Origin of the sequence: Pseudomonas sp. P105 (genome assembly GCF_032614175.1) — a bacterium.
GTDB classification, from domain to species: Bacteria; Pseudomonadota; Gammaproteobacteria; order Pseudomonadales; family Pseudomonadaceae; genus Aquipseudomonas; species Aquipseudomonas rhizophila.
This window is the reverse complement of sequence record NZ_CP126693.1, coordinates 5,637,204-5,649,817: the sequence shown is the minus strand read 5'-3', so window position 1 is coordinate 5,649,817 and position 12,614 is coordinate 5,637,204. Positions and strand designations below refer to the sequence as shown.

Annotated in this window: 7 protein-coding genes, 2 tRNA genes and 2 rRNA genes; 7 read left to right on the top strand and 4 right to left on the bottom strand. The window is 55.2% G+C overall.

Annotated elements, in window-relative coordinates; all coding sequences use genetic code 11:
• Positions 1-31: 31 nt before the first annotated feature.
• Both QOM08_RS25405 and hemJ read right to left on the bottom strand, forming a co-directional pair.
• Positions 32-1,000, bottom strand: a complete 969-nt coding sequence (locus QOM08_RS25405) for an NAD(P)H-dependent flavin oxidoreductase (protein ID WP_107322991.1) — start codon at positions 998-1,000, stop codon at positions 32-34.
• Between the two features lie 36 nt (positions 1,001-1,036).
• Positions 1,037-1,468: a protoporphyrinogen oxidase HemJ gene (gene hemJ / locus QOM08_RS25400; RefSeq protein WP_092455622.1), complete on the bottom strand. Its 432-nt coding sequence runs from the start codon at positions 1,466-1,468 to the stop codon at positions 1,037-1,039.
• 134 nt (positions 1,469-1,602) lie between these two features.
• Here hemJ and argC point away from each other — a divergent pair, with 134 nt between their 5' ends.
• Positions 1,603-2,637, top strand: coding sequence for an N-acetyl-gamma-glutamyl-phosphate reductase (gene argC / locus QOM08_RS25395; protein WP_316912281.1), 1,035 nt, complete (start codon positions 1,603-1,605; stop codon positions 2,635-2,637).
• 155 nt (positions 2,638-2,792) lie between these two features.
• Positions 2,793-3,143 (top strand): iron-sulfur cluster insertion protein ErpA, encoded by a 351-nt coding sequence (erpA, locus tag QOM08_RS25390; protein ID WP_003206114.1) that lies wholly within the window; start codon positions 2,793-2,795, stop codon positions 3,141-3,143.
• Between the two features lie 68 nt (positions 3,144-3,211).
• On the opposite strand, the gene QOM08_RS25385 is transcribed toward erpA, so the two are convergent.
• Both QOM08_RS25385 and QOM08_RS25380 read right to left on the bottom strand, forming a co-directional pair.
• The gene (locus QOM08_RS25385) at positions 3,212-4,303 is read right to left on the bottom strand and encodes an anhydro-N-acetylmuramic acid kinase (protein ID WP_047228041.1); all 1,092 of its coding nucleotides are present in this window, start codon (positions 4,301-4,303) and stop codon (positions 3,212-3,214) included.
• Between the two features lie 3 nt (positions 4,304-4,306).
• Positions 4,307-5,719 carry a peptidoglycan DD-metalloendopeptidase family protein gene (locus QOM08_RS25380; RefSeq protein ID WP_316913255.1) on the bottom strand — a complete coding sequence of 471 codons (1,413 nt, stop codon included), beginning with the start codon at positions 5,717-5,719 and terminating at the stop codon, positions 4,307-4,309.
• Positions 5,720-5,929: 210 nt separating this feature from the next.
• On the opposite strand from QOM08_RS25380, the gene tyrS reads away from it, so the two are divergent.
• From tyrS to QOM08_RS25355, 5 genes are all read left to right on the top strand, one after another.
• On the top strand, positions 5,930-7,129 hold the full coding sequence (gene tyrS, locus QOM08_RS25375) for a tyrosine--tRNA ligase (protein WP_316912280.1): 1,200 nt from the start codon (positions 5,930-5,932) through the stop codon (positions 7,127-7,129).
• A gap of 550 nt (positions 7,130-7,679) precedes the next feature.
• A 16S ribosomal RNA gene (locus QOM08_RS25370) occupies positions 7,680-9,216 on the top strand.
• A gap of 65 nt (positions 9,217-9,281) precedes the next feature.
• Positions 9,282-9,358: transfer RNA gene (locus tag QOM08_RS25365), tRNA-Ile, on the top strand.
• Between the two features lie 27 nt (positions 9,359-9,385).
• Positions 9,386-9,461, top strand: a tRNA-Ala gene (locus QOM08_RS25360).
• A gap of 248 nt (positions 9,462-9,709) precedes the next feature.
• Positions 9,710-12,601: ribosomal RNA gene (locus tag QOM08_RS25355) — 23S ribosomal RNA — on the top strand.
• Together the 16S and 23S rRNA genes with 2 tRNA genes alongside form the textbook arrangement of a ribosomal RNA operon.
• Positions 12,602-12,614 lie beyond the last annotated feature (13 nt).

Genomic DNA, 12,614 nt, shown 5'->3' with positions numbered 1-12,614 from the left:
AGGTTAAGCAATGGTTTTGATCCGGTTGATTTCAGCGGGGCCATTGGCCGCCGAGTTGTGTCGCGCGGGCCAGCGCTTGCCGGTACTCTTCATCCAGGCGTGCCACTAGCTGATCGACACTGGGCAGATCATGGATTTCACCCACGCCCTGGCCTGCGGACCATACGGTTTTCCAGGCCTTGGCTTCGTCGTTCAGCGGCTTGAGTTTGGAACCGAAATCCACTTCGCCCTTGCCCTGCAGGGCGGCCAGGTCGAAACCGGCGTTTTCCAGGCTCTGGCGCATGAAGCTGGCCGGCACTCCGGACACCGCAGGAGTATGCACGATGTCTGCGGCTCTGGATGTGAGCAACATCTCCTTATAAGCGTCAGGCGCATGGCTTTCGGTCGTGCCGATGAAGCGTGTGCCGAAGTAGGCCAAATCCGCGCCAAGCAGTTGTGCGGCCAGAATCTGATGGCCGTGGTTCAGACATCCCGCAAGCAGCAGGGTTTTGTCGAAGAACTGGCGGATTTCGGCGACCAGTGAGAAAGGGCTCCAGGTCCCGGCGTGGCCACCTGCGCCGGCGGCGACCGCTATCAAGCCGTCGACACCGGCTTGGGCAGCTTTCTCGGCATGACGGCGCGTGGTGACATCGTGGAATACCAGCCCACCATAGCTGTGAACCGCATCCACCAGTTCTTTCACGGCGCCCAGGCTGGTGATGACAATCGGCACCTGATGTTCGATGCAGATGGCCAGGTCGGCCTGAAGCCGTGGGTTGCTATGATGGACGATCAGGTTCACGGCATAGGGTGCCGGGTTTTCCATTGTTGCCAGGCCCGCTTCGATTTCTTCCAGCCAAGCCTTGAAACCACTGCTTTCGCGCTGGTTCAGCGCCGGAAAGCTGCCGACGATTCCGTTGCGGCAGCAGGCCAGTACCAGCTGTGGATTGGAAATCAGAAACATCGGCGCTGCCACGACGGGCAGGCGCAAACGTTGTTCAAGCAGAGCGGGCAGCGACATCGGAAGTACCCCGGATAAGGTGGTGCTGATTGAAAGTTAGAACGGCCGAACCACGACCAGAATTACGATAGCCAGCAATATCAGAACCGGCACTTCATTGAACCAGCGATAAAAGACATGGCTGCGGGTGTTTTCGCCACGGGCGAAGCGCTTCAATTGCGCGCCGCACATATGGTGATAGCCGATCAGCAATACCACCAGGGTCAGCTTGGCGTGCATCCAGCCGCCTTGAGTGAAGTAGGCACTAGCGTTGAGACTCAGCAGCCAGATGCCGAATACGAGGGTGGCGATCATCGCCGGCCCCATGATGCCGCGATACAGCTTGCGCTCCATGACGATGAAGCGTTCTTTACTGACGCTGTCTTCGCTTTGGGCGTGATAGACGAACAGGCGAGGCAGGTAGAACAGGCCGGCGAACCAGCAGACCATGCTGACGATATGAAGTGCTTTGAGCCATAGATAGAGCATTTTTTTGTATTCCCAGATTCACGGTAGCCCGATAGTAGAGGCTAGAGCGGCCACACGTCACCTTGGCGGTTGTCGCCGGGCCGCGCGGCCCCTATCATCGACAGCTTTCCAGTGGGTTCGTTGAGGGCAGGTATATGGTCAAGGTCGGTATCGTCGGCGGCACGGGTTACACCGGTGTCGAACTGCTGCGTCTGTTGGCACAGCATCCGCAGGCTGAGGTGGTGGTCATTACCTCCCGATCCGAGGCTGGACTGGCCGTCGCCGACATGTATCCGAACCTGCGGGGCCATTACGACGGCCTGGCGTTCAGCGTTCCGGACATCAAGACCCTCGGGGCCTGTGATGTGGTCTTCTTCGCCACGCCTCACGGTGTTGCCCATGCCCTGGCAGGCGAGCTGCTGGCCGCCGGGACCAAGGTCATCGACCTGTCGGCAGATTTCCGTCTGCAGGACGCTGAAGAGTGGGCCAAATGGTACGGTCAGCCACACGGTGCGCCAGATCTGCTGGACGAGGCGGTCTACGGCCTGCCGGAAGTCAATCGCGAGAAAATCAGGCAGGCACGGTTGATCGCTGTCCCGGGCTGCTATCCAACGGCAACGCAACTGGGTTTCCTGCCGCTGCTCGAGGCGGGGCTTGCTGATGCGTCGCGTCTGATCGCCGACTGCAAGTCGGGTGTCAGCGGTGCCGGCCGTGGTGCCAGTGTCGGCTCGTTGTACTCCGAGACGTCGGAAAGCATGAAGGCGTATGCCGTCAAAGGCCACCGTCATCTGCCGGAAATCCGCCAGGGGCTGCGTCGCGCGGCAGGCAAGGATGTCGGCCTGACTTTTGTGCCGCACCTGACGCCGATGATTCGGGGCATTCACTCCACGCTGTACGCAACCGTCGTCGACCGTTCTGTAGACCTGCAAGCGCTGTTCGAGAAGCGTTACGCCAACGAACCGTTCGTCGATGTGATGCCGGCTGGCAGCCACCCTGAAACTCGTAGCGTACGCGGCGCTAACGTTTGCCGGATCGCGGTGCATCGCCCACAGGATGGCGATCTGGTAGTGGTGTTGTCGGTCATCGATAATCTGGTCAAAGGCGCGTCCGGCCAGGCTGTGCAGAACTTGAACATCCTGTTCGGGCTGGATGAGCGTATGGGTCTGTCCCACGCTGGGATGTTGCCTTAACTCCAATCTGAGGCTGCAAGCTTGAAGCGCCAGGCTTGCAGCTCATAACGTGTAGTTTGCGCCTGCCTCTCAAATAGTTGACCGATTTTCTAGGAGAAGCGGATAATGCGCGTCATCACGCATTATGGCGGCGTAAGCGCCGGGAGATATTCAGCATGAGCGTCGAAACCTTCACCCCCACGGCTTTGCAATTCACCCACGGTGCCGCGCACAAGGTGAAGAGCCTGGTCGATGAGGAGGGGAATGATCGTTTAAAGCTGCGCGTTTTTGTGACGGGCGGCGGTTGTTCGGGTTTTCAATACGGCTTCACTTTCGATGAGGAAGTGGCTGATGACGACACCATCGTCGAACGCGAAGGTGTCAGCCTCGTGGTCGATCCGATGAGCTTCCAGTACCTGGCGGGTGCTGAGGTGGATTATCAGGAAGGGCTGGAAGGGTCGCGCTTCGTCATCAAGAACCCTAACGCCACCACAACCTGTGGATGCGGTTCTTCGTTTTCGATCTGAGGCTTTAAATAAGAACGCCGCAGCGCCTTACGGCTCTGCGGCGTTTTGCTGTGCGGCGAAAAATGGATTCAGGCGGGATAGATTGCGCCGAGTATGCGCAAACCCCGTGCGCCGGTGACACTTGGGCGATTCGCTGAAATGCCTTCAAGGCAGCAATGGGCCAGCCAGGCAAAGGCCATGGCTTCGACCCAATCCGGGTCTACACCGTAAGTGGCCGTGCTGCTGACTTGGGTGTTTGGCAGTAAGTCGGCCAGCCGCTTCATGAGTGTGCGGTTGTGCGCGCCGCCGCCGCAAACCAGCAGCTCTTGAGTGTTGGTCTGGGCATTCTGCAGTGAGTGGACGATGGTCAGGGCCGTCAGTTCGAGTAGCGTTGCCTGCACGTCTTCAGGGGCGAAGACCGGTAGGTGCGACAGGTGCTGGGTCAGCCAGGACAGGTTGAACACTTCGCGCCCTGTGCTTTTAGGGCCTTGAGTGACAAAGAAAGGGTCGCCAAGCAGAGCCTTTAGCAGAGCCGGTTCGACTTTTCCGCTGGCAGCCCACAGACCATCGCGATCAAAGTGCTCGCCCCGTTGCTGATGTATCCAGGCGTCCAGCAATACGTTGCCAGGGCCGCAATCGAAACCGGCTACCGGCTTTTCGGGTTCTATCAGGCTGAGATTGCTGAAGCCGCCGATATTCAGCACGGCACGATTGCCGGCCCGTTCTTCAAACAGTGCTTCGTGAAACGCAGGAACCAGCGGGGCGCCTTGTCCGCCAGCAGCAACATCGCGACTGCGAAAATCGCTGACGACGGCAATGCCGGTCAATTCGCTCAACAATGCGGGGTTGCCGATCTGCACGGTAAAGCCACGGGCCGGCTCGTGTCGAATGGTCTGACCATGACTACCGATTGCCCGGATACCTTCAGGTTTGAGCTTCTGTGCGTCGAGCAGCGTGTGGACGCCCTGCGCAGCCAGCCTTACCCAGTTTTGTTGGGCAATGGCTGAGCGAGCGATCTCATCGGGCCCGCTGCTGCATAACTCGAGCATTTCGGTGCGCAGGGAGGCGGGCATGGGGATGTAGTGCGTGGCGATCAACTTGATCGCCGGAGTCAGTTCGATCAGCGCGATATCCAGTCCATCCAGGCTGGTGCCAGACATCACGCCGATATAGTGCGCCATGGTTTAGCGCTTGCTTGAGGCGAGCATGGTGGCTTTTTCCTGGTCCATGCGAGCCATCAAGGGTTGGCTCTGAGCCAGGAAGCGTGAGCGCTCGGACTTGGCAATCGGATCGGCCATGGGGAGCTTCTGGCCCAGCGGATCAACGTGGACGCCGTTGACCTGGAATTCATAATGCAAATGCGGCCCGGTGGACAGACCGGTAGTGCCAATATAGCCAATCACCTGGCCTTGCTTGACGCTGCCGCCGGTTTTCACGCCTTTGGCGAAGCCCTGCATATGGCCATACAGCGTACGGTAAGTGTTGCCGTGCTGGATGATCACGGTGTTGCCATAGCCACCCCGGCGTCCGGCCAACAGCACTTTGCCGTCTCCGGCGGCCTTGATTGGGGTGCCGCGGGGAGCTGCGTAGTCGACGCCTTTATGGGCGCGGATCTTGTTCAGGATGGGATGTTTGCGGCCTACGGAGAATCTTGAGCTGATGCGGGCGAAATCAACCGGCGTACGGATAAATGCCTTGCGCATGCTGTTGCCGTCGGCAGTGTAATAGCTGCTGTTGCCTTGTTTGTTGGTGTAGCGCACCGCCGTGTAGGTCTTGCCGCGATTGGTGAAGCGGGCGGAAAGAATAGGGCCGTTGCCGACGCTTTTTCCGTTGACCATTTTCTGTTCGTAAATGACGTCGAACTCGTCACCCTGGCGAATATCCTGAGCGAAGTCGATGTCGTAGCCAAACACGCTGGCCATATCCATTGTCAGGCTATGGGAAAGGCCGGCGCGTGCGGCCGATTGCGACAATGAGCTGTTAATGACGCCATGAGCATAGGCTGAGCGCACGGTTGGTTTGGTGATGACGCGGTTGAACGCATAACCCTTGTCGTTTTTGCTCAGGGTGATGCTTTCCAGGTCACTTAGTTTGGTATGCAGGCTGGTCAGTTGTCCGTCTGGGCTGAGTTCGAACTCGAGTTTCTGACCCCTCTGGAGCCGAGCGAACTGTTTGGCTTTCTTGTCGCTGGCCAGGATCTCGTGGACCAGGGTCGACGGCAGCCCAACCTTTTCGAAGAGAGTGGAGAGCGTGTCGCCTTTGGCAACTATGACCTCATGGTGGCCCGGGTCTTTCTTCTCTTCTACCGCAGGCTCCACTTGGGCGGACGCGGGCGTCTCTTCAGCGTTGTTTTCGATCTGCGCGAAGGGGGAGGCCGCGGCCTCGTTTGTGGCTTGGACGGCTTCGGCAGCGTCTTGATCTTGTGTCAGTTGTTCAGCAGGACTTTCCAGTTCGAGACTTAGCGTCGTCTTTTTGGCTTCAACATCGCTGGAGGGAAACACCAGGAGCGCCAGGCTAAGAAGGGCGGCAATACCACTTGCAGCGAGCAGGTGGGTCTTGGGGTAAAGCGGCGGCGCTTTGGATGGTTCTGTGGTCATAGGTAATTTGACTTTTGAAGAGATGAATTGGAAAAGATGAATGACATGATGAAGATGAAATAACTGTATAAAATATAACCAAATCACCTGCGAAGCAAGCCCGCGGACACTCTGCCCGTGGATTGGTGTCCGCGCACCCGGCAAACCTTGTATTTGGTGCGCGATCTTGTATGGTTGGGTCCCTTTGAATCTGAGCCTTGCGGGTCTGTTATGAAGTCGGTTGAAGAGCAGCTAGCGCTGATCAAGCGTGGTGCAGAAGAGTTGTTGGTCGAGTCCGAGCTGATTGAAAAGCTCAAGCGTGGGCAGCCGCTGCGTATCAAGGCTGGTTTCGACCCGACGGCACCCGATCTGCACCTGGGTCATACCGTGCTTATTAATAAGCTGCGTCAGTTCCAGGACCTGGGGCATCAGGTCATCTTCCTGATAGGTGACTTCACTGGGATGATCGGCGATCCGAGTGGTAAGAGCGCAACGCGCCCACCGCTGACGCGCGAGCAGGTTCTTGATAATGCCGAGACCTACAAGACTCAGGTCTTCAAGATTCTTGATCCGGCCAAGACCGAAGTCGCTTTCAACTCCACCTGGATGGATCAGATGGGGCCGGCGGATTTCATTCGCCTGACCTCCCAATACACCGTGGCTCGTATGCTCGAGCGCGATGATTTTGACAAGCGCTATAAAACCAGTCAGCCGATCGCCATTCATGAATTCCTCTATCCGCTTGTTCAGGGCTATGACTCGGTGGCGTTGCGTGCTGACGTCGAGCTCGGCGGTACGGATCAAAAGTTCAACCTGCTGATGGGGCGCGAGCTTCAGCGTGGTTATGGTCAGGAAGCCCAGTGCATTCTGACCATGCCTTTGCTGGAGGGGTTGGATGGTGTGAAGAAGATGTCCAAGTCGTTGGGTAACTATGTGGGTATCCAGGAAGCGCCGGGTGTTATGTACGGCAAGCTGGTTTCCATTCCTGACGTGCTTATGTGGCGTTACTTCGAATTGCTCAGCTTCCGTTCCATGGATGAGATCAACGCATTCCGTGCGGATGTTGAGGCTGGGGCAAATCCGCGGGACATCAAGATCAAGCTGGCTGAGGAGATTGTCGCCCGTTTCCATGGTGAGGAAGCTGCGGCCAATGCTCATCGTGCGGCGGGCAATCGCATGAAGGATGGCGAATTGCCGGATGATCTGCCTGAGATCGAATTGACTGCGGTCGAGGATATGCCGATTGCGGCCGTCCTTAATAAGGCAGGCCTAGTCAAGAATGCTGCAGCAGCGCGAGATCTTCTTGGTTCGGGCGGCGTGCGCATTGATGGTGAGGTGGTGGATCGCGCCTACATATATAAGCTGGGCGCTACCCATGTCTGTCAGGCTGGCAAGAAGGCTTTTGCGCGTATCGTGCTGAAGCCGGAATAAAAGCCGAAATTAGTGCTTGACGGCAAATCCTGGAAGTCTATAATTCGCCCCACTTCCGGCGCAGTCGAAACGGAAAACTCCTTGAGTTTCAATGAGTTAAACGATTTTCGGCAGCGCAGGGCTTCAGGTCATCGAAGCTTGGGAAGCAGTTAGTGGGGCGGTTTTCCTGGCTCCGTTAACGGTTCGATCTTCTCAATCGAAAGCGTCAAAAAGAGGTGTTGACAGCAGCGAGTAACGCTGTAGAATTCGCCTCCCGCTAACGAGAGATCGGAAGCGCAAGTGGTTGAAGTTGCAGAGGAAACTTTGAAAACTTCTTAAAATAACCGCTTGACAGATACACCGGGCGCTGTAGAATGCGCGCCTCGGTTGAGACGAAAGGCTCAACCCACCGCTCTTTAACAACTGAATCAAGCAATTCGTGTGGGTGCTTGTGGAGTCAGACTGCTAGTCAACAGATTATCAGCATCACAAGTTACTCCGCGAGAAATCAAAGATGTAACCAACGATTGCTGAGCCAAGTTTAGGGTTTTCTCAAAACCCAAAGATGTTTGAACTGAAGAGTTTGATCATGGCTCAGATTGAACGCTGGCGGCAGGCCTAACACATGCAAGTCGAGCGGTAGAGAGGTGCTTGCGCCTCTTGAGAGCGGCGGACGGGTGAGTAAAGCCTAGGAATCTGCCTGGTAGTGGGGGATAACGCTCGGAAACGGACGCTAATACCGCATACGTCCTACGGGAGAAAGCAGGGGACCTTCGGGCCTTGCGCTATCAGATGAGCCTAGGTCGGATTAGCTAGTTGGTGAGGTAATGGCTCACCAAGGCGACGATCCGTAACTGGTCTGAGAGGATGATCAGTCACACTGGAACTGAGACACGGTCCAGACTCCTACGGGAGGCAGCAGTGGGGAATATTGGACAATGGGCGAAAGCCTGATCCAGCCATGCCGCGTGTGTGAAGAAGGTCTTCGGATTGTAAAGCACTTTAAGTTGGGAGGAAGGGCATTAACCTAATACGTTAGTGTTTTGACGTTACCGACAGAATAAGCACCGGCTAACTCTGTGCCAGCAGCCGCGGTAATACAGAGGGTGCAAGCGTTAATCGGAATTACTGGGCGTAAAGCGCGCGTAGGTGGTTCGTTAAGTTGGATGTGAAATCCCCGGGCTCAACCTGGGAACTGCATTCAAAACTGTCGAGCTAGAGTATGGTAGAGGGTGGTGGAATTTCCTGTGTAGCGGTGAAATGCGTAGATATAGGAAGGAACACCAGTGGCGAAGGCGACCACCTGGACTGATACTGACACTGAGGTGCGAAAGCGTGGGGAGCAAACAGGATTAGATACCCTGGTAGTCCACGCCGTAAACGATGTCAACTAGCCGTTGGGAGCCTTGAGCTCTTAGTGGCGCAGCTAACGCATTAAGTTGACCGCCTGGGGAGTACGGCCGCAAGGTTAAAACTCAAATGAATTGACGGGGGCCCGCACAAGCGGTGGAGCATGTGGTTTAATTCGAAGCAACGCGAAGAACCTTACCAGGCCTTGACATCCAATGAACTTTCCAGAGATGGATTGGTGCCTTCGGGAACATTGAGACAGGTGCTGCATGGCTGTCGTCAGCTCGTGTCGTGAGATGTTGGGTTAAGTCCCGTAACGAGCGCAACCCTTGTCCTTAGTTACCAGCACGTCATGGTGGGCACTCTAAGGAGACTGCCGGTGACAAACCGGAGGAAGGTGGGGATGACGTCAAGTCATCATGGCCCTTACGGCCTGGGCTACACACGTGCTACAATGGTCGGTACAGAGGGTTGCCAAGCCGCGAGGTGGAGCTAATCCCACAAAACCGATCGTAGTCCGGATCGCAGTCTGCAACTCGACTGCGTGAAGTCGGAATCGCTAGTAATCGCGAATCAGAATGTCGCGGTGAATACGTTCCCGGGCCTTGTACACACCGCCCGTCACACCATGGGAGTGGGTTGCACCAGAAGTAGCTAGTCTAACCTTCGGGGGGACGGTTACCACGGTGTGATTCATGACTGGGGTGAAGTCGTAACAAGGTAGCCGTAGGGGAACCTGCGGCTGGATCACCTCCTTAATCGACGACCGCAGCTGCTCCATGAGCTCCCACACGAATTGCTTGATTCATTGAAGAAGACGATTGGGTCTGTAGCTCAGTTGGTTAGAGCGCACCCCTGATAAGGGTGAGGTCGGCAGTTCGAATCTGCCCAGACCCACCAATTTCATGGTGTTCCCTGTAGAAATACGGGGCCATAGCTCAGCTGGGAGAGCGCCTGCCTTGCACGCAGGAGGTCAGCGGTTCGATCCCGCTTGGCTCCACCATTACAGATTGGCACCAACGTTTAAAGCTTAGAAATGAGCATTCCACCAAGACGGTGCTGAATGTTGATTTCTAGTCTTTTGATTAGATCGTTCTTTAAAAATTTGGGTATGTGATAGAAAGATAGACTGAACGTTACTTTCACTGGTAACGGATCAGGCTAAGGTAAAATTTGTGAGTTGCTCTTTGAGCATGCGAATTTTCGGCGAATGTCGTCTTCACAGTATAACCAGATTGCTTGGGGTTATATGGTCAAGTGAAGAAGCGCATACGGTGGATGCCTTGGCAGTCAGAGGCGATGAAAGACGTGGTAGCCTGCGAAAAGCTTCGGGGAGTCGGCAAACAGACTTTGATCCGGAGATGTCTGAATGGGGGAACCCAGCCATCATAAGATGGTTATCTTGTACTGAATACATAGGTGCAAGAGGCGAACCAGGGGAACTGAAACATCTAAGTACCCTGAGGAAAAGAAATCAACCGAGATTCCCTTAGTAGTGGCGAGCGAACGGGGACTAGCCCTTAAGTGGCTTTGAGATTAGCGGAACGCTCTGGAAAGTGCGGCCATAGTGGGTGATAGCCCTGTACGCGAAAATCTCTTAGTCATGAAATCGAGTAGGACGGAGCACGAGAAACTTTGTCTGAATATGGGGGGACCATCCTCCAAGGCTAAATACTACTGACTGACCGATAGTGAACTAGTACCGTGAGGGAAAGGCGAAAAGAACCCCGGAGAGGGGAGTGAAATAGATCCTGAAACCGTATGCGTACAAGCAGTGGGAGCCCACTTTGTTGGGTGACTGCGTACCTTTTGTATAATGGGTCAGCGACTTATTTTCAGTGGCGAGCTTAACCGAATAGGGGAGGCGTAGCGAAAGCGAGTCTTAATAGGGCGTCTAGTCGCTGGGAATAGACCCGAAACCGGGCGATCTATCCATGGGCAGGTTGAAGGTTAGGTAACACTGACTGGAGGACCGAACCGACTACCGTTGAAAAGTTAGCGGATGACCTGTGGATCGGAGTGAAAGGCTAATCAAGCTCGGAGATAGCTGGTTCTCCTCGAAAGCTATTTAGGTAGCGCCTCATGTATCACTGTAGGGGGTAGAGCACTGTTTCGGCTAGGGGGTCATCCCGACTTACCAAACCGATGCAAACTCCGAATACCTACAAGTGCCGAGCATGGGAGACACACGGCGGGTGCTAACGTCCGTCGTGAAAAGGGAAACAACCCAGACCGTCAGCTAAGGTCCCAAAGTTATGGTTAAGTGGGAAACGATGTGGGAAGGCTTAGACAGCTAGGAGGTTGGCTTAGAAGCAGCCACCCTTTAAAGAAAGCGTAATAGCTCACTAGTCGAGTCGGCCTGCGCGGAAGATGTAACGGGGCTCAAACCATACACCGAAGCTACGGGTATCACTTAGGTGATGCGGTAGAGGAGCGTTCTGTAAGCCTGTGAAGGTGAGTTGAGAAGCTTGCTGGAGGTATCAGAAGTGCGAATGCTGACATGAGTAACGACAATGGGTGTGAAAAACACCCACGCCGAAAGACCAAGGTTTCCTGCGCAACGTTAATCGACGCAGGGTTAGTCGGTCCCTAAGGCGAGGCTGAAAAGCGTAGTCGATGGAAAACAGGTTAATATTCCTGTACTTCTGGTTATTGCGATGGAGGGACGGAGAAGGCTAGGCCAGCTTGGCGTTGGTTGTCCAAGTTTAAGGTGGTAGGCTGAGATCTTAGGTAAATCCGGGATCTTAAGGCCGAGAGCTGATGACGAGTTACCCTTTGGGTGACGAAGTGGTTGATGCCATGCTTCCAAGAAAAGCTTCTAAGCTTCAGATAACCAGGAACCGTACCCCAAACCGACACAGGTGGTTGGGTAGAGAATACCAAGGCGCTTGAGAGAACTCGGGTGAAGGAACTAGGCAAAATGGCACCGTAACTTCGGGAGAAGGTGCGCCGGTGAGGGTGAAGCACTTGCTGCGTAAGCCCACGCCGGTCGAAGATACCAGGCCGCTGCGACTGTTTATTAAAAACACAGCACTCTGCAAACACGAAAGTGGACGTATAGGGTGTGACGCCTGCCCGGTGCCGGAAGGTTAATTGATGGGGTTAGCTAACGCGAAGCTCTTGATCGAAGCCCCGGTAAACGGCGGCCGTAACTATAACGGTCCTAAGGTAGCGAAATTCCTTGTCGGGTAAGTTCCGACCTGCACGAATGGCGTAACGATGGCGGCGCTGTCTCCACCCGAGACTCAGTGAAATTGAAATCGCTGTGAAGATGCAGTGTATCCGCGGCTAGACGGAAAGACCCCGTGAACCTTTACTATAGCTTTGCACTGGACTTTGAATTTGCTTGTGTAGGATAGGTGGGAGGCTTTGAAGCGTGGACGCCAGTTCGCGTGGAGCCATCCTTGAAATACCACCCTGGCAACTTTGAGGTTCTAACTCAGGTCCGTTATCCGGATCGAGGACAGTGTATGGTGGGTAGTTTGACTGGGGCGGTCTCCTCCTAAAGAGTAACGGAGGAGTACGAAGGTGCGCTCAGACCGGTCGGAAATCGGTCGTAGAGTATAAAGGCAAAAGCGCGCTTGACTGCGAGACAGACACGTCGAGCAGGTACGAAAGTAGGTCTTAGTGATCCGGTGGTTCTGTATGGAAGGGCCATCGCTCAACGGATAAAAGGTACTCCGGGGATAACAGGCTGATACCGCCCAAGAGTTCATATCGACGGCGGTGTTTGGCACCTCGATGTCGGCTCATCACATCCTGGGGCTGAAGCCGGTCCCAAGGGTATGGCTGTTCGCCATTTAAAGTGGTACGCGAGCTGGGTTTAGAACGTCGTGAGACAGTTCGGTCCCTATCTGCCGTGGACGTTTGAGATTTGAGAGGGGCTGCTCCTAGTACGAGAGGACCGGAGTGGACGAACCTCTGGTGTTCCGGTTGTCACGCCAGTGGCATTGCCGGGTAGCTATGTTCGGAAAAGATAACCGCTGAAAGCATCTAAGCGGGAAACTTGCCTCAAGATGAGATCTCACTGGGACCTTGAGTCCCCTGAAGGGCCGTCGAAGACTACGACGTTGATAGGTGGGGTGTGTAAGCGCTGTGAGGCGTTGAGCTAACCCATACTAATTGCCCGTGAGGCTTGACCATATAACACCCAAGC

What these genes read in the sequence shown, in the direction of transcription:
- QOM08_RS25380 (WP_316913255.1), bottom strand. Translation starts at nt 5,719, where the DNA reads ATGACCACAGAACCATCCAAAGCGCCGCCGCTTTACCCCAAGACCCAC.
- argC (WP_316912281.1), top strand. Translation starts at nt 1,603, where the DNA reads ATGGTCAAGGTCGGTATCGTCGGCGGCACGGGTTACACCGGTGTCGAA.
- tyrS (WP_316912280.1), top strand. Translation starts at nt 5,930, where the DNA reads ATGAAGTCGGTTGAAGAGCAGCTAGCGCTGATCAAGCGTGGTGCAGAA.
- QOM08_RS25405 (WP_107322991.1), bottom strand. Translation starts at nt 1,000, where the DNA reads ATGTCGCTGCCCGCTCTGCTTGAACAACGTTTGCGCCTGCCCGTCGTG.
- QOM08_RS25385 (WP_047228041.1), bottom strand. Translation starts at nt 4,303, where the DNA reads ATGGCGCACTATATCGGCGTGATGTCTGGCACCAGCCTGGATGGACTG.
- erpA (WP_003206114.1), top strand. Translation starts at nt 2,793, where the DNA reads ATGAGCGTCGAAACCTTCACCCCCACGGCTTTGCAATTCACCCACGGT.
- hemJ (WP_092455622.1), bottom strand. Translation starts at nt 1,468, where the DNA reads ATGCTCTATCTATGGCTCAAAGCACTTCATATCGTCAGCATGGTCTGC.